This window comes from Streptomyces sp. NBC_00285 (genome assembly GCF_036174265.1).
In the GTDB taxonomy this organism is placed as follows: Bacteria; Actinomycetota; Actinomycetes; order Streptomycetales; family Streptomycetaceae; genus Streptomyces.
Genome location: NZ_CP108055.1, coordinates 8,381,814 through 8,398,425, shown reverse-complemented (window position 1 = coordinate 8,398,425; position 16,612 = coordinate 8,381,814). Strand labels below are relative to the sequence as shown.

Annotated in this window: 16 protein-coding genes; 10 read left to right on the top strand and 6 right to left on the bottom strand. The window is 72.0% G+C overall.

Features of this window, described 5'->3' with window-relative positions; genetic code table 11:
* Positions 1-99 precede the first annotated feature (99 nt).
* The 4 genes from OHT57_RS38520 to OHT57_RS38505 all read left to right on the top strand — a co-directional run bounded on the left by OHT57_RS38520 (position 100) and on the right by OHT57_RS38505 (position 2,565).
* A complete protein-coding gene (locus OHT57_RS38520) occupies positions 100-309 on the top strand; it encodes a twin-arginine translocase TatA/TatE family subunit (protein WP_328751417.1) in 210 nt (69 codons plus the stop codon).
* 123 nt (positions 310-432) lie between these two features.
* Positions 433-1,068, top strand: a complete 636-nt coding sequence (locus OHT57_RS38515) for a hypothetical protein (RefSeq protein ID WP_328751416.1) — start codon at positions 433-435, stop codon at positions 1,066-1,068.
* A 70-nt stretch (positions 1,069-1,138) separates the two neighbouring features.
* Positions 1,139-1,846, top strand: a complete 708-nt coding sequence (locus OHT57_RS38510; RefSeq protein ID WP_328751415.1) for a DUF1775 domain-containing protein — start codon at positions 1,139-1,141, stop codon at positions 1,844-1,846.
* 146 nt (positions 1,847-1,992) lie between these two features.
* Positions 1,993-2,565: a hypothetical protein gene (locus OHT57_RS38505; RefSeq protein ID WP_328751414.1), complete on the top strand. Its 573-nt coding sequence runs from the start codon at positions 1,993-1,995 to the stop codon at positions 2,563-2,565.
* Here the strand turns inward: OHT57_RS38505 and OHT57_RS38500 are convergent.
* Together OHT57_RS38500 and OHT57_RS38495 are read right to left on the bottom strand one after the other, a co-directional pair.
* Positions 2,540-3,391: an isocitrate lyase/PEP mutase family protein gene (locus OHT57_RS38500; protein ID WP_328751413.1), complete on the bottom strand. Its 852-nt coding sequence runs from the start codon at positions 3,389-3,391 to the stop codon at positions 2,540-2,542. The two genes, OHT57_RS38505 and OHT57_RS38500, sit on opposite strands and share 26 nt — an antisense overlap.
* 101 nt (positions 3,392-3,492) lie before the next feature.
* The gene (locus tag OHT57_RS38495; RefSeq protein WP_328751412.1) at positions 3,493-4,623 is read right to left on the bottom strand and encodes a helix-turn-helix domain-containing protein; all 1,131 of its coding nucleotides are present in this window, start codon (positions 4,621-4,623) and stop codon (positions 3,493-3,495) included.
* Between the two features lie 186 nt (positions 4,624-4,809).
* Here OHT57_RS38495 and OHT57_RS38490 point away from each other — a divergent pair, with 186 nt between their 5' ends.
* From OHT57_RS38490 to OHT57_RS38475, 4 genes are all read left to right on the top strand, one after another.
* Positions 4,810-6,597 carry an FAD-binding dehydrogenase gene (locus OHT57_RS38490; RefSeq protein WP_328751411.1) on the top strand — a complete coding sequence of 596 codons (1,788 nt, stop codon included), beginning with the start codon at positions 4,810-4,812 and terminating at the stop codon, positions 6,595-6,597.
* Positions 6,598-6,673: 76 nt separating this feature from the next.
* Positions 6,674-7,063 carry a DUF6153 family protein gene (locus OHT57_RS38485; RefSeq protein ID WP_328751410.1) on the top strand — a complete coding sequence of 130 codons (390 nt, stop codon included), beginning with the start codon at positions 6,674-6,676 and terminating at the stop codon, positions 7,061-7,063.
* Positions 7,064-7,116: 53 nt separating this feature from the next.
* On the top strand, positions 7,117-7,695 hold the full coding sequence (locus tag OHT57_RS38480) for a DUF305 domain-containing protein (RefSeq protein ID WP_328751409.1): 579 nt from the start codon (positions 7,117-7,119) through the stop codon (positions 7,693-7,695).
* 202 nt (positions 7,696-7,897) lie between these two features.
* Positions 7,898-8,206 (top strand): DUF3040 domain-containing protein, encoded by a 309-nt coding sequence (locus OHT57_RS38475; RefSeq protein ID WP_328751408.1) that lies wholly within the window; start codon positions 7,898-7,900, stop codon positions 8,204-8,206.
* A gap of 33 nt (positions 8,207-8,239) precedes the next feature.
* Here the strand turns inward: OHT57_RS38475 and OHT57_RS38470 are convergent, their stop codons facing one another.
* Positions 8,240-9,454, bottom strand: coding sequence for a cytochrome P450 (locus tag OHT57_RS38470; protein WP_328751407.1), 1,215 nt, complete (start codon positions 9,452-9,454; stop codon positions 8,240-8,242).
* Between the two features lie 212 nt (positions 9,455-9,666).
* Here OHT57_RS38470 and OHT57_RS38465 point away from each other — a divergent pair, with 212 nt between their 5' ends.
* Both OHT57_RS38465 and OHT57_RS38460 read left to right on the top strand, forming a co-directional pair.
* Positions 9,667-10,107 (top strand): SRPBCC family protein, encoded by a 441-nt coding sequence (locus tag OHT57_RS38465; protein WP_328751406.1) that lies wholly within the window; start codon positions 9,667-9,669, stop codon positions 10,105-10,107.
* A 31-nt stretch (positions 10,108-10,138) separates the two neighbouring features.
* Entirely contained in the window at positions 10,139-11,443 is a 1,305-nt protein-coding gene (locus tag OHT57_RS38460) for a lanthionine synthetase LanC family protein (RefSeq protein ID WP_328751405.1), read from the top strand.
* Here OHT57_RS38460 and OHT57_RS38455 read toward each other — a convergent pair.
* From OHT57_RS38455 to OHT57_RS38445, 3 genes are all read right to left on the bottom strand, one after another.
* The gene (locus tag OHT57_RS38455; RefSeq protein WP_328751404.1) at positions 11,395-12,546 is read right to left on the bottom strand and encodes an XdhC/CoxI family protein; all 1,152 of its coding nucleotides are present in this window, start codon (positions 12,544-12,546) and stop codon (positions 11,395-11,397) included. The two genes, OHT57_RS38460 and OHT57_RS38455, sit on opposite strands and share 49 nt — an antisense overlap.
* A 46-nt stretch (positions 12,547-12,592) precedes the next feature.
* Entirely contained in the window at positions 12,593-14,050 is a 1,458-nt protein-coding gene (locus tag OHT57_RS38450) for an NCS2 family permease (protein WP_328751403.1), read from the bottom strand.
* A gap of 173 nt (positions 14,051-14,223) precedes the next feature.
* The gene (locus tag OHT57_RS38445) at positions 14,224-16,611 is read right to left on the bottom strand and encodes a xanthine dehydrogenase family protein molybdopterin-binding subunit (RefSeq protein ID WP_328751402.1); all 2,388 of its coding nucleotides are present in this window, start codon (positions 16,609-16,611) and stop codon (positions 14,224-14,226) included.
* Position 16,612 lies beyond the last annotated feature (1 nt).

The following is a 16,612-nucleotide window of genomic DNA, read 5'->3' as shown; positions in this document are numbered from 1 at the left end:
GACAAGCAAAGTGACCTGGCGGGGAGGGACCGGATACGCTGCCGGTCCGGCGGGCGTCGCGTCCGACTCCGGGCGTCAACGTCTGACGGAGGCCTTCACATGTTCGGACTGAGCGAACTCGCGATCATCCTGATCGTCGTCATAGCCGTCCTCGCCATCAAGAAGGGTCCCGAGCTGACCCGTTCCGCGGGAAAGTCGGCGCGCATCCTCAAGGCGGAGGCACGGGCGGCGAAGGAGGGCCGGCCGACCCCCCAGGTGATCAAGGGGGAGGTCGTCGAGCCCGGCGGCAACGGCACGGCGTCCGGCTGACCGTTCCAGGACGCTCGCGCGCCCACGCGACCTACCGCCGGCTCGGGTCGTACGGAGCGGCAGCGCGGTCTTTTCCGGACCCCCCTGCCGAGCGGGGCCGGGATGGCCCATGATGAGCAGGCCATGCACCGTTCCGTCACGACGACTCGCGCGCCTCTGCCCGTTCTGCGGGCCGCGGTGTTCGCCGTCGTCGGCACGGTGCTCGGGGTCAGCGCCCATCACCTGCTCTCCGAGGGTCCCGTGCCCTGGACGCGGGGCGCCGCCGCGGCGGCCGTGCTCTTCGCGGTGGGCCTTGTCGGTGTGCAGCGGCCCCGCAGCCTGGCGACGGTCGTCGCCTGCAGTGTCGCGGGCCAGTCCGGACTGCATCTGTGGCTGACGGTCACCGCGCACGCGTCGGCCTCCCGGCACCCGGGAGGCCATCTGCACGGCACCCGGCCGGCGTGGCACGAGAGCCCGCACGGATCCCTCGCCATGACGGTCGCCCACGCGCTGGTCGCCGCCCTGGTCGCGGTCCTGCTGCACCGCGCGGACGCGGCCTGCTGGACGGTGGCCCGCGGTGTGACGGCGGCACTGGACGCGGTACGGCCCCGACTGGCCGCCGCCCTGGTGCTGTTCGCCCGGCCCGCGTCACCCGCGCCGACGGCCGCGGTCGCCGTCGTGCCGATCCGCGACGAACGACCGCTCACCGGGCGGCTGTTGCTGGCGCACGCGGTGGTACGGCGGGGTCCTCCAGCGGCGAGCGCAGCTCCCGCCCACTGACCTCACCGGGACGCCGGTCCGGCCCACGCCGGACGGCCCGCCCGCCGTACCACCCTGCCTGGAGACATCCATGTCCCGTATCACCCTGCCCCGTCTGTCCGTCGCCGTCGCCACGGCGGCAACCGCCGTGCTGTTCACCGCCGTTCCGGCCGCCGCACACACGGAGGTCGAGGCCGACAAGGCGCAGGCCCTCGCCGAGAACGTCACCGTCTCCTTCCACGCCGAGGCCGAGTCCGACTCCTCCGGGATCAAGGAGGTGCGGGTGGTCCTGCCCAAGGGCATCGCCCCTGCCGACGTGGTCTACGACAAGGGCCCCAAGGGCTGGAAGTTCAGCGCGACCGACGACGGCTACACCGTCAGGGGCACGGAGCTGAAGACCGGTGCGAGCGCCGTGTACTCCGTGGTCGTACGGCAGTTGCCGGACGCGAAGGAGGTGCCCTTCAAGACCCTCCAGACCTACGGCGACGGACACGTCGACCGCTGGATCGAACTGGACGAGAACGGCGAGAACCCGGCACCCGTACTGAAGCTCGAGGCCGCGGCGCCGGGCGCGAAGCCGGTCAGCGCCTCGCCCAGTCCCTCGCCCAGCCTCTCCGAGAGCCCCACTCCGACGGCCGCGCAGACGAGCCCGGCGGCCTCCCCGCAAGCCGCCGACACCGCGAAGGGTGACGACGGCGGGCTGTCCGCGAGCGCCTGGACCGGTATCGGTGCGGGGATCCTCGTGGTGGCGGCGGCCGTGGTCTTCGCGGTCCGGCGCCGGGGCGGCACCGTGGAGTAGGCGCCGCCCCGCGTGGGGAACGCGCGGGGAAAACACACCCGCCCCGGATGATTCCCCCGCCTCCGGGTAGGCCAGCCACACGGCGAACCCGGAGTTGGAGTGCCATGACCTGTGCGAACTCCCCTGCACGGCAAGGGGCCTGGGCGGTGACGCTCGCCGTCGCCGCCCTCGTCCTGACCGGAGCCTGCGACGCCGGTGGAGGCGGTGGTGACGACACCGCCTCCCGGACGGCCCGGCCCTCCGCCACCGGATCCCCTGGCCCGGCCACGCCCGGGGTCTCCCCGTCGCTCTCCGTCTCCCCGACACCGACCGTCACCGCGCCCCCGGATCCGGCCCAGGCCGAACAGGACATCCGGAAGGCGTGGACGGTCCTCTTCGCCCCCGGGTCCTCCCTGGACGAACGCACCGACGTCGTCGAGGACGGCGACGAGAACGCCCTGATGGTCGACAACCTCTTCCGCGACCCGATCGGCAGCAAGCTGCGCGCCGAGGTGACCTCCGTGTCGTACACCTCGGACCTGCACGCCGACGTGGCCTACGGCCTCACGCGCGACGGGCACCGGCTGAGGACCGGCGGCCCGGGGGCGGCCGTACTCCAGGACGGCGGGTGGAAGGTCGCCCTGCGGACGGTCTGCGCGCTGACCCGGCACGCCGAGGACGCCCCCGAGGCGCCGAGCTGTCTGGCGCCGCCCTCTAGCCCTGCCGGAACAGGTCGTTGAGCTCGGTCTGGGAGAGCTGGCCGGCGGCGTAGGAGAACGTGCCGCGGTCGGCCAGCTCCCGTGCCGCGTCGAGCAGATGGCGGTACATCGCGCGGGCGATGCTGCCGCCGACCGTGACCCGTCGTACGCCGAGTCCGCGCAGGTCGTCGAGGGAGAGCGCGTTGCCGGTGAGGCCCATCACCACGTTGAGCGGGCCGTCGATCTCGCGGACCAGCGTGCCGATGGTCGCGGCATCGGCGGCGCCGGGGACGAACGCGCAGTCGGCGCCGGCGTCCAGGTAGGCGTTGGCCCGCCGTACGGCCTCGTCGAGCGCGCCACCGACCAGGAGCACGTCGGTGCGGCCCACGAGGACGAAGGGCTCGCCGTCGGCCGCCAGGGTCTCGCGGGCGGCGCGGATGCGGTCGACGGAGAGTTTCTCGTCGTACAGCGGCCGGGCGCGGTCACCGGTGAAGTCCTCGATGTTGCCGCCCGCGGCTCCGGCGGCGAGCGTCATCGCGATGGTGGCGGCCACCGTCTCGGGCGACTCGCCGTATCCGTCCTCCAGGTCCGCGCTCAGCGGTACGGCGATCCCGCCCGCGATCTCACGGACCCGGCCCAGCATGGTCGCCCGGTCGACGCGGTCCTCGGGCGGCTGTTCGGCGAAGAAGTCGTGGTCGGGCCGCCCGAGGGAGAAGGCGACACCCGCGCTGGTCGTCGCCACGGCCGGGAATCCGGCCGCCTCGAGGATCCGGGCGCTGCCCACGTCCCATGCGTTGGGGAGCAGGAAGCAGCCCTCCCGGTGCAGGTCGGCGAAACGCTGCGCCCTGACTCGGCGGTCGGTGTCCACACGGTCCTTCCCGGCCCGTCGCCCCTCGACGGGCTCCCGGAGAACGTACGCCGACGACGGCGCGAGGTGCACCGTTTTCGACGCCGGCGGCGACGGAGCCGTCAGGGCTCCCCGTGCAGCCAGGTGGTGAGGGCCCACCAATACGTCAGGGTGTGCAGCGGTCCCGGACTCCCCTCCCCCAGCTGGTCGCCGGTGATCTGCTGGAGTCGGCCGAGGCGGTAGCGGACGGTGTTCGGGTGGGTGAACAGGGCCGCCGCCGTCTGATCGAGTCGGCGTCCGTGGTCCAGGAACGTCCTTGCGGTGAGCGCGAGTTGGCGGTGGAAGTCGTCGGCCGGGTCCAGGGCGCCCAGCAGGTGTCGGCTCAAGTGCGCGCCCAGGAGGGGTTGTTCGGCGAGGGCGAGTTCGGCGGCGAGTTCGGTGAGGTCGTACAGTCCGGTCCGCCCCTGGGCGCGGCCCAGGTCGACGGCCCGGGCGCACAGCCGGTACAGGGCCCGAAGTTCCGCCGCCGGAGCGGCCGGGGCCACCACGACCAGGGCGCCGGGCGAGAGTTCTCCGGGGTCCGGCGGGCTCGGGGCGACTCCGGCCACATGACCGCCGAGGAGGGCGGAGACGGGCAGGGCGTGCGGGTGGGCCGCGGTGGCGGCGAAGCAGTGGTGCAGTCCGTCCGGGTTCGACCGGATCCCCGCCCGCCCCAACTCCTCTGTGGGCGGGGCGACCCCGTCGACCAGGAGAAGCCGCAGCAGTCGCCCACGGACCGCGCCCGCCTCCCGGGGTGCCTCCTGTTCGGCAGCCCGGTAGCCGTTGACGACATGCCGTCCGACTGCGTCGCCGTACTCCTTCATCCGCAGCACGACCGAGAGCAGTACGGCGTCGGGCACCCCGGCGACGCGGCAGCGGTCCAGGGCGATCTCGACCGCGCGGGTGAGCGCCGCCTGCACTCCCCGCAGCACGTCGGTCACGGCGACACCCTGGACGGCACGGTCGGCGCCCAGCAACAGGGCGGCGCCGAAGTCCTGTTCGTCGACGGCGTCGGCGCGGCCGAGGGCGGTGAGCCATGGTCCGGCCGCCCGGATCAGCGCGGTGACGTGCGAGCGGGTCTCGGCCTCGCCGATCCGGGCCAGTTCGGGGGAACGGGTGCGGGCGGCGCGCACGAGTTCGCCGCAGACGTCGGTGTCGGAGGCCATGTCCAGCAGGACGCCGACGACCGGCTCGGGGCCGTGGACCACGGTCATGGACTCCCCTCCCGGGACTGTCGGCGGGCCACAACGCGAGGGGCTCCGCTTTGACTCCCGGCCACTACCGCTCCGGTGTGACGTGCTGATTTCCTTCTGGATACCGACGGTAACAGCGCAGTTGGCGCGACAACAGTCTTTACCCCCTCTTGAACTTTCCCGTGTCACCTGCCCCGGAGGTGCTCCATGACCACTCCTGTGTCCCCCGTCGGCGTCACCCGCCGCCAGACCCTGACCGTGGCCGGCGGGGTGCTGGCCGGCGCCGCCCTCGTGCAGAGCGCCTTCCCTGCCTTCGGCGCCGAGTCCCAGGACGCGGACGCCATCGTCGTGGGCCACGGGCTCGCCGGACTGGTGGCGACCGCCGAACTCGCCGCCGCGGGGCGCAAGGTGCTGCTCCTGGACCAGGAGCCGGAGGCGAGCCTCGGCGGCCAGGCCTTCTGGTCCTTCGGCGGCCTGTTCTTCGTCAACTCCGACGAACAGCGCCTGATGGGCGTCAAGGACACCTACGACCTGGCCTGGCAGGACTGGCAGGGCACGGCCGGCTTCGACCGGGGCGTCGACGACCCCGCCGGACAGGACTACTGGGCCGCCAAGTGGGCCCAGGCCTATGTGGAGTTCGCCTCCGGCGAGAAGCGGTCCTGGCTCGCCGGGCTCGGTGTGCAGTGGTTCCCGATCGTCGGCTGGGCCGAGCGCGGTGGCGGCCTCGCGACCGGCCACGGCAACTCGGTGCCCCGCTTCCACGTCACCTGGGGCACCGGCCCGGCCGTGGTCGAACCGTTCGAGAAGAAGGTGCGGGCCGCCGTCGCCGACAAGAAGGTGACCTTCAGGTTCCGGCACCGCGTGGACGAGATCGTCACCACCGGAGGCGTCGTCACCGGCGTGCGCGGGGCGGTCCTGGAGCCGAGCGACGCCGCCCGCGGCAAGCCCAGCTCCCGGACGGTCGTCGGCGACTTCGAGCTGCGTGCCCCGGTCGTCGTGGTCACCTCCGGCGGCATCGGCGCCAACCACGACCTCGTCCGCCGGAACTGGCCCGCCCGGATGGGCACCCCGCCGAAGTTCATGGTCACCGGCGTCCCCGCGCACGTCGACGGCCGGATGCTCGCCATCACCGAGGACGCGGGCGGCCGGATCGTCAACCCGGACCGCATGTGGCACTACACCGAGGGCCTCAGGAACTACGACCCGATCTGGCCGAACCACGGCATCCGCATCCTGCCCGGCCCGTCCTCGATGTGGTTCGACGCGGAGGGCAAGCGGTTCAACGCCCCCGACATCCCCGGGTACGACACCCTGCACACCCTGAAGACGATCACCGAATCCGGGCACGACTACTCCTGGTTCGTCACCACCCAGAAGATCATCGCCAAGGAGTTCGCGCTCTCCGGCTCCGAGCAGAACCCGGACCTCACCGACAAGAACGTCTGGCAGCTGCTCACCCGTATCTGGCAGACGCCGGAGCCGATCGAGAAGTTCAAGAACAAGGGTGCGGACTTCGTCGTCGCCACCACCCTCACCGAGCTCGTCGCCGGCATGAACAAGCTCACCGGCGACAACCTGATCGTCCTCGACGAGCTCAAGCGCCAGATCGAGGCCCGCGACCGGGAGATCGCGAACTCGTACACCAAGGACGCCCAGGTCATGGGCATCCGCAACGCCCTCAACTACACCGGCGACTCCCTCAGCCGTACGGCGCCCATCCACCGGATCCTCGACTCCTCCGCCGGTCCGCTGATCGCCGTACGTCTCAACGTCCTCACCCGCAAGACGCTCGGCGGCCTCCAGACCGACCTCTCCGGCCGGGTGCTGGGGCCCGACGGGTCCCCCGTGCCCGGGCTCTACGCCGCCGGGGAGGTCGCCGGGTTCGGAGGCGGCGGGATGCACGGGTACCGGTCGCTGGAGGGGACGTTCCTGGGCGGATGCCTGTTCTCCGGGCGCCAGGCGGGGAAGGCGGCGGCTGAGGCGACGGCGACCTGAGCCGACGGGGCCTCTGAACAGGGGGAGCCCCACAGCCGTACGTAACGGCTGTGGGGCTCCCCCTAGGATGAGTTCGATGACCGGCCTGAAGCAGCTTCGCGCACGCCCGCCCATCCGGCGGGCGCTGCTCGTGCTCGGGCTGCTCGTCGGGCTGCTGGCCATGCACGGGCTGGCGCCCGGGGGCGGGCTGCAGGGCCACGAGAGCGGCGGCCCCGCGCACATGGCGACCGTCGCCGTCGGTATCGACGAGCCCTGCCATGACGGTTGCGGGTCCGGACACCTCCACCACGCCGATCAGACCTGTACGTCGGGCGCGGTGAGCGGTGGGCCCGAACTGCCCGCGCTGGTTCCCGACCCCACCGCCACGGCCGTACGGGACGACGCCCTGTGCCCGGAGGCCGTCATGTCCCAGGACGGTGCCCGGGCGCCGCCCTCCCTCGCGGAACTCCAGCTCCTGCGGATCTAGACACGGCGTGCTTCGCCACGTCCGGATCCGTTTCGCACCACAGGAGTTCCCGTATGCGCACCACCCGATTCGCCGCCCTTTCCGTGACCGCCGTGTTCGCACTCGCCGCCTGCGGGGGCGGCAGCAGCGACAGCAGCACCGACGCCGGCGGCAGTGCCGAGTCCCACAACGCCCAGGACGTCTCCTTCGCGCAGGGCATGATCCCGCACCACCAGCAGGCCGTGGAGATGGCCGAACTCGCCGACGGCCGGGCCTCGTCCGGCAAGGTCAAGGACCTCGCGGCGCGCGTCGAGAAGGCCCAGGGGCCGGAGATCAGGACCATGACCGGCTGGCTGAAGACCTGGGGCGAGGACGTCCCCTCGGCGATGCCCGGGATGGATCACTCCTCGCACTCCGGGATGGCCGGGATGATGGACGGCGCCGACATGGACAAGCTGGGGAAGGCCTCCGGTGCCGACTTCGACTCCATGTTCCTGACCATGATGGTCGAGCACCACGAGGGTGCCGTGAAGATGGCCACGGCCGAGCAGGACAAGGGCGCCTACAAGCCCGCCACCGGCATGGCCGGTTCCATCGTCACCTCGCAGAACGCCGAGATCACCGAGATGAAGAAGCTCCTCGGCGAGAACTGACCGGCCCGCGTGTCACCGCGGTGCCCGTGCCGTCAGGGACGGGCACCGCAACCACCCGCCGTACGCGTGGACTTCGGGCACAGGACCGGACAAGGAGGGCGTGATCGTCCACGCGCAGTGATCCGCGGTGACGCACCGCACGCTTGACGCTCTCCTCCGCGGGCACCCGGAGAAGGACTCTCCGGATCCGCGAGGAGCGACAGTGGCCACAGGGCGACTCCCCGATCACGAGCAGCGCATTCTCGACGAGGTGGAGCGCGCCCTGCGCCGCGACCGCCGGCTGGACCGCCGGCTGCGGACACTGCGGTTGCGCCGACGGCCCGACCTGTCCCGGGTCACGCACTACCGGCCGCACATCCTGACCGTGGGCTTCCTGCTCACGGTGTCGATCACCTTGCTGGTGACCGGGATCGTCACTTCGCGGCCGCCGGTGATCTGGGCCTTCTCGGCGGTCTGGCCGCTGACCCTGTTCGCGTCGTTCCGGCTGGTGTGCCGGTGGACGGAAGGCTGAACCACCGGCCGGCCCATGCGGCGGGAACGCGTCCTACCAGGTCAGGTCGAGGCGGTAGGGCGAGCGGTGGATCATCGTCGGCCGCATGGCGGCGGGCGGTCCGTCGGCGAGCCGGAGCCCCGGCAGCCGGCCGGTCAGCTCCTGGAGGGTGATCCTGAGTTGTTCGCGGGCCAGTTGCGAGCCGGGGCAGCTGTGCGCGCCGACACCGAAGGCGAGGTGGCGGCCGGGTGGGCGGGTGATGTCGAACGCGTCGGGGCGCGGATGGCGGGCCCCGTCCCGGTTGGCGCTCCCGAAGGCCACGAACACCGCCTGCCCGGCGGGCAGTTCGGTGCCGGCCAGGGTGACAGGACGAGTGGTGACCCGGCGGAAGCCCTGCAGTGCGCTGTCGTAGCGGGCGGCCTCCTCGACGGCGGCGGGGATCCGCTCGGGCTCGGCGCACAGCAACTGCCACTGGTCCGGGTGCCGCAGCAGGTGCAGGACGGTCGTGCCGATGAGCGCGGTGGTGGTCAGGTGCCCGGCGATCAGCAGGTTCTGGAGGTGGGCGACGAGTTCGTGCCGGTGATCGAGGGTGAGTTCGCCCGGTGTCGTGAGGGAGGCGACGAGTTCCGTGCACAGGTCCTCGCGCGGCTCGGCGTGCCGCTCGCGCGCGTACCGGTCGAGGATGTGCTGCATCGCCACCACGTCCTCGGCGGCGGCGATCTGCTCGTCCTCCTCCAGCGGGCGGAACAGCAGTTCCTCGGCGCGGTGCCCGCCGTGCACGACGGCCGGGACGTCGGCGGGGTCGAGGCCGACGATCCGCCCGATGACGTCACCGGGCAGTTTCCGGGCGTACGCCGACATCAGCTCGACCCGGCCGTCCTTCACGAACCCGTCGACGAGGGCGGCGGCACGCTCGGCGGCGTGCGGCAGGACGGCGGTGACCCTCGACGGCGAGAGTCCGCGCACGATCGGCGCGCGCAGCCGCTGGTGCAGGTCCCCGTCGGAGGTGACGACGACCGGACGTCCGCCGAACCCGCCGCCGAGGACGGCCAGTGCGGCCGGTGACGGCAGCACGTCGGGCACGAGGGCGTTCGCCGACGAGAAGTCCTCGGGGCGACGCAGCACTTCGCGTACGTCGGCGTCCCGGGCGACCAGCCAGGCGTCGAGTTCGGCGATGTGTGCCAGGCCTTCGGTGTCCCGGGCCCGCGCGTAGTGCGGGTACGGGTCGCTCTGCAACGCGTCGAGTCTGCCGTGCGGTTCGCTGTCCACGAGACGTCCCCCTGCAGCCGGCGATGCGGTGGCGCTCATCGTGCCGTACCGGTGAGCGGGTTCGGAAGACGTCGCGAGGGCAGAGCCGCCGGTCCCGTCGCGGAGAGCGCGGTCGATCGGGGTACGTCGCCACGCCCATGCCCCGCTGCGCCATGTATGTGAGGCACCTATGAAATCCCCGCTGAACAGGCCGGATTCCCTAAGATCGGCCCGTGGTCACCTTCCTCCTCGAACGCACGGCCCCGCTCTCCCAGGACGAGGCCTGGCGCCGCCTCACCGAGTGGCCCCGCCACGGCGAGGTCGTTCCCCTGACGCGCGTCACCGTCGTGCCGCCCGGTCCGACGGCCGAGGGCACGCTCGTCGTCGCCCGTTCCGGGGTGGGCCCGCTCACCTTCGACGACCCCATGGAGGTCACCGTGTGGCGTCCTCCGGCGGAGGGCGTCTCCGGTCTGTGCCGGCTGGAGAAGCGGGGCCGGGTGGTGCGGGGTTGGGCCGAACTGGAGGTGCACCCGGGTCCCGGTGGCCGGGCCCGCGTGGTCTGGCGCGAGCAACTCCGGATCCGTTTCCTCCCGGGCCTGTTCAATCCCGTCCTGCGGGCGACGGCCCGCTCCGTGTTCGGCCGGGCGCTGAACCGACTGCTGCGAGGGGCGTGAGCGCCCGGAACGGCATGCAACAGTAGGCGTCATGACGGCAGTTGACAGTACGAAGGTACAGGTGGACGAGGTCGAGGAGCTCGCGGTGGACGGGCTGCGGTGGCTGTCGGGCGCCGCGCGGGAGACAGCGGGCGAAGGACTCGCCTGGCCGACCGTCCGCTCGGACAGCGCACTCGACCCGACCCTCTACAGCGGCACGGCGGGGATCATTCCCGTTTTCCTGGAGGCATGGCGGCACTTCGACGACGACGCATACGCCGACACGGCGCTCCGGGCGGGCCGCAGCGTGGCAGCCGCGGTCGACGACTGCGAGGACGACTCCCTGTACTTCGGCCGCACCGGTCTGGCTTTCACCCTGCGGGCGCTCGACGACGAACTCGGCGACCCCGCCCCCCGTACGGCGGCCGACCGTGCGCTGGCGCTCGTCCGTGCGCGCTTCGACGGGGAGCGCTGGGGCGAGCTGTTCGAGCTGATGGGCGGCAACGGCGGGATCGGGCTGGCCGCCCTGGCCGCCGGCGACACCGAGTTCGCCGTCCTCGCGGTGGAGCCCTATCTGCGCACGGCGGAGAAGACTGCGACGGGCGTCACCTGGCCGCACCGCCCGGGCGTCGAGGCCCGCTTCCACCACATGTCCCACGGCGTGCTCGGTATCGCGTACGCGCTGGCCCGGATCGGCCACGCCACCGGCCGTGCCGACCTGGTCGAGCTCGCACTGGCCGGCGTCGCGGACGTGGTGGCCCGGGACGAGGGCGGACCGGACGGGTTCCTGGTCCCGCACTCGACCCCGCAGTTCCGTCCGGACCTGATCGAGCCGATCAGCTACGGCTGGTGCCACGGCCCGGCCGGCGACGCCCAGCTCTTCCGACTGCTGCGCGACACCCACGGCGACCCCGCCTGGGCCGCCCTCGGCGACCGCTGCTGGCACACGCTCCTGCACTCCGGGATCCCGCAGCGCCTGCGCCCCGGGTTCTGGGACAACAACGGCCGCTGCTGCGGCACGGCGAGTGTGCTGGCCCTGGCCTGCGACCGGATCGCCGAAGGGCAGGAGGCGTACGACTTCGCACGGGTCCTCGTCGCCGACCTCGCCGCCCGCGCGGTCCGGGACAGCGGCGGCGCCCGCTGGTCCAACGTCGAGCACCGGGCCACCCCCAGCGACCTGGAACCGAACACCGGCTGGGCGCAGGGCAACGCGGGCATCGTGCGCGAACTGCTCCGCTTCGTCCGGCTGAGCCGGGGCGGTGACCCGGGCTACGCGTTCACGTGGCCGGACCAGCCCCCGGTGACCGCTCAGGCCACCGAGCCGATCCGCCGGGGCGGTACCGACGTCGCATCGTGATGGATCGGGGTGTGCGCCCCGGTCAGCGGGACGCCGCTGCCGCCGCGCCGGGCGGCGACGATCTCCGCGGCGATGGACAGGGCCGTCTCCTCGGGCGTACGGGCCCCGAGGTCAAGGCCGATGGGTGACCGCAGCCGGGCCAACTCCAGCTCCGTCACGCCGACTTCGCGCAGGCGCTCGTTGCGGTCGAGGTGGGTGCGGCGGGAGCCCATGGCGCCGACGTAGGCGACGGGGAGTCGGAGAGCCAGCCGCAGCAGGGGTACGTCGAACTTGGCGTCGTGGGTGAGGACGCACAGGACGGTCCGGGCGTCGGTCTGCGTGCGTTCCAGGTAGGTGTGCGGCCACTCGACGACGATCTCGTCGGCCTCGGGAAAGCGTGCCGTCGTCGCGAAGACGGGGCGGGCGTCACACAGGGTCACCCGGTAGCCGAGGAACTTCCCGATCCGTACCAGTGCCGAGGCGAAGTCGATCGCGCCGAAGACGATCATGCGGGGCGGGGGGACGGAGGACTCGACGAGCACGGTGAGCGGGGCTCCGCAGCGTGAGCCCTGTTCGCCGATCTCCAGGGTGCCGGTGCGGCCCGCGTCAAGGAAGGCGCCGGCCTCCGCGGCGACCGTGCGGTCCAGTTCGGGATGCGCGCCGAAGCCGCCGTCGTAGGAACCGTCGGGCCGTACGACGAGGGCGCGGCCGACGATGCCCCGCGGGCCGGAGACGATCCGTGCCAGGGCCGCCGCCTGCCCGCGTGCGGCGGCTTCAAGCGCTGCCGTGACCACCGTGCGGACGGGGTCGCCCACCCGGACCGGGGTGACGAGGATGTCGATGACACCGCCGCAGGTCAGGCCGACGGCGAAGGCGTCCTCGTCGCTGTAGCCGAAGCGTTCGAGGACCGGCTCACCGTCCTGCAGTGCCTGCAGGCACAGTTCGTACACCGCGCCCTCGACGCAACCGCCGGAGACCGAGCCGATCGCCGTGCCGTCGGCGTCCACCGCGAGGGCGGCGCCCGGCCGGCGGGGCGCGCTGCCGCCGACGGCCACCACGGTGGCCACGGCGAAGTCACGTCCCTGCTCGACCCACCGGTGCAGTTCTTCGGCGATGTCCAGCATCTCTCGGTCTCCTTGACAGCGGTTGCGTACGGGGCGGTCGGGTCGGCTAGTGGACGCCCAGCCAGCTCTCGACGGGGTTGAGGGCGTAGTAGAGGAGGAAGATCACCGTCAGGCCCCACATGAACGCCCCGATCTCCCGCGCCTTGCCCTGGGCGACCTTGACGGCGACGTACGAGATCACCCCGGCGGCGACGCCCGCGGTGATCGAGTAGGTGAACGGCATGATCACGACGGTGAGGAAGACCGGGACCGCGGTGGCGCGGTCGGCCCAGTCGACGTGGCGGGCGTTCGTCATCATCATGGCGCCGATCACCACCAGGGCGGCGGCCGCGACCTCGCCCGGCACGATCGCCGTGAGCGGGGTGAAGAAGAGACAGGCCGCGAAGAACAGGCCGGTGACGACGGAGGACAGGCCCGTACGGGCTCCCTCGCCCACGCCCGTGGCCGACTCGACGAACACGGTCTGGCCGGAGGCACCGGCCACGCCGCCGATGGCACCGCCGGCGCCGTCGATGAACAGCGCCTTGGACAGGCCCGGCATCCGGCCCTGCTCGTCGGCGAGCTTCGCCTCGGTGCCGACGCCGATGATGGTGGCCATGGCGTCGAAGAACCCGGCGAGGACCAGCGTGAACACGATCATGCCGACCGTCATCGCGCCGACCTCGCCCCAGCCGCCGAACTCGACATGCCCGAGGATCGAGAAGTCCGGCATGGAGACCGCGCTGCCGTGCAGTGCGGGGGCACCGCTCGCCCACTGCCCCGGAGCGACGGCCCCGACCGCGTTGAGCAGCACGGCGAGTACGGTCCCGCCGAGGATGCCGATCAGGATGGCGCCGGGGACTCCGCGCGCCTGGAGCATGAAGATCGCGAGGAGGGTGACGGCGAACAACAGGACGGGCCAGCCCGCGAGTTCACCCGTCGGACCGAGGGTCACCGGGGTGGCCTTGCCCTGGTGGACGAAGCCGGCCTTGTAGAAGCCGATCAGGGCGACGAACAGGCCGATGCCCATGGTGATCGCGTGTTTGAGGGCCAGCGGGATCGCGTTCATGATCATCTCGCGCAGGCCGGTGACGACCAGCAGCATGATGACCACGCCGTACATCACGCACATGCCCATGGCCTGCGGCCATGTCATCACGGGTACGACCTGCGAGGACAGGACTCCGGAGACGGAGAGGCCGGCGGCGAGCGCCAGCGGCACCTTGCCGAAGAAGCCCATCAACAGCGTGGTGAGGGCCGCCGCGAACGCGGTCGCGGTGATGAGGGCCTGCTGTCCGAGCGTGTCCCCCGCCACGTCCTTGCCGGACAGGATCAGGGGGTTGAGCAGGAGGATGTACGCCATCGCCATGAAAGTGGTGACGCCGCCGCGCACTTCACGGGCGACGGTGGAGCCTCGCCGGGATATGTGAAAGTAGCGGTCGAGCCAGGACCTGCCGGCCGGGACACGGGTTCCTTCACCCGCGTCGACGGCGGCCGCCGTCGGCTCCAGTTGCTGCTGGGTCATGTGGGCCTACTCCCAAGGTTCACAGGGACTCCCGTACCGGCCGACTCGGCGGCCACGGGATTTGGGAAGGTGCTTCGGCCGCACGACCCGGGGGACGGCCCGAGACGAACGAACTGGGTACTCCGGGCGGCGCGGCGAGGTGTGACGTTCCCGGTGCCGCCCGGAGAGCGGTGCTACGCCGTGCCGGTGAGGTGTTCCGGGCGTACCGGCGTCCTGTTGAGCTCCAGCCCCGTCGCGTTGCGGATCGCCGCGAGTACGGCCGGGGTCGAGGACAGGGTGGGTGCCTCGCCGATGCCACGCAGGCCGTACGGCGCGTGGTCGTCCGCGAGTTCGAGCACGTCGACGGGGATGGTCGGCGTGTCGAGGATGGTGGGGATCAGGTAGTCCGTGAAGGACGGGTTCCTGACCTTGGCCGTCACGGGGTCGACGATGATCTCCTCCATCACCGCCACCCCCAACCCCTGGACAGTGCCGCCCTGGATCTGGCCCACGACGGACAGCGGGTTGAGCGCCTTGCCGACGTCCTGCGCACAGGCCAGCTCGATGACCTTGACCAGGCCGAGCTCGGTGTCGACCTCGACAACGGCGCGGTGGGCTGCGAAGGAGTACTGGACGTGTCCGAAGCCCTGCCCGGTGCGCAGGTCGAAGGCCTCGGTCGGCCGGTGCCGCCACTCGGCCTCGACCTCCACGGACTCCTCCTCCAGCACGTCGACCAGGTCCGCGAGGACCTCACCGCCGTCGGTGACGACCTTGCCGCCCTCCAGGAGCAGTTCGGCGGTGGCCCAGGCGGGGTGGTAGGAGCCGAACTTGCGGCGCCCGAGCTCCAGCACCTTCTCCCGGACGAGCTCGCAGGAGTTCTTGACGGCGCCGCCGGTGACGTACGTCTGACGTGAGGCCGAGGTCGAACCCGCCGAGCCGACCCGGGTGTCGGCCGGTTGGATGGTCACCTGGGTGACGCCGAGTTCGGTGCGGGCGATCTGCGCGTGGACGGTGACCCCGCCCTGTCCGACCTCCGCCATGGCCGTGTGCACGGTCGCCACGGGCTCGCCCGCGATGACCTCCATACGGACGCGCGCGGTGGAGTAGTCGTCGAACCCCTCGGAGAAGCCGACGTTCTTGATGCCGACCGCGTAGCCGACACCGCGTACGACGCCTTCGCCGTGGGTGGTGTTGGACAGACCGCCCGGCAGCTGCCGTACGTCGGCCGCCTCGCCGGCCGCGAGCCACTGCTGCTCCGGAGGAAGCGGCATCGCCTTGACGCGGCGCAGGAGTTCGGCGACCGGGGCCGGGGAGTCGACGGGCTGGCCGGTCGGCATGATCGTGCCCTGTTCCATGGCGTTCAGCTGCCGGAACTCGACCCGGTCCAGGCCCACCGCGTCGGCCAGCTTGTCCATCTGCGCCTCGTAGGCGAAGCACGCCTGGACCGCGCCGAAGCCGCGCATCGCGCCGCAGGGCGGGTTGTTGGTGTAGAGGGCGATGGCCTCGATGTCGACGTCGTCGACCACGTAGGGGCCGATCGCCAGCGAGGCGGCGTTGCCGACCACGGCCGGGGAGGCCGAGGCGTAGGCGCCGCCGTCGAGGACGATCCGGCACTTGACGTGGGTCAGCTTCCCCTCACGCGTGGCGCCGTGCTCGTAGGTGAGCTTGGCCGGGTGCCGGTGGACGTGCCCGAAGAACGACTCGAACCGGTTGTAGACGATCTTGACGGGCTTGCCGGTGCGCAGCGCGAGCAGACAGGCGTGGATCTGCATCGACAGGTCCTCGCGGCCGCCGAAGGCCCCGCCGACGCCGGACAGCGTCATGCGCACCTTGCGTTCGGGCAGGCCGAGGACGGGCGCGATCTGGCGGAGGTCGCTGTGCAGCCACTGGGTGGCGATGTAGAGGTGGACGCCGCCGTCCTCGTCCGGTACGGCGAGACCCGACTCGGGGCCGAGGAAGGCCTGGTCCTGCATGCCGAAGGTGTACTCGCCCCTGACGACGAAGTCGGCGCGTTCGGCGGCTCCTTCGGCGTCACCGCGGACGATCGGCTGGCGGTGCACGATGTTCGGGTGCGCGACGTGGCCGACGTGGTGGTCGTCGCGGCCCTCGTGGATCAGGATGGCGTCCGGCGCGGTCGCGGAGGCCTCGTCGGTGACGACGGGCAGCTCGCGGTACTCGACCCTGATCTTGGCGGCCGCGCGGCGGGCGGTCTCCGGGTGGTCGGCGGCGACGATGGCGACCGGCTCACCGTGGTGGCGGACCCTGCCGTGGGCGAGGACCGGGGTGTCCTGGATCTCCAGGCCGTAGTTCTTCACCTCGGTGGGCAGGTCGTCGTAGGTCATGACGGCGTACACGCCCGGCAGGGCGAGGGCCTCACTCGTGTCGATCGACACGATCTCGGCGTGCGCGACGGTCGAGCGGAGGATCTGCCCCCACAGCATGTCCTCGTGCCACATGTCGGACGAGTACGCGAACTCGCCGGTGACCTTGAGGGTGCCGTCCGGGCGGAGCGTGGACTCGCCGATGCCGCCCTTGGTCGTCGAACTCTGGGTGATCTTGGTGGGAGCGCCGTTGGCAGCCATG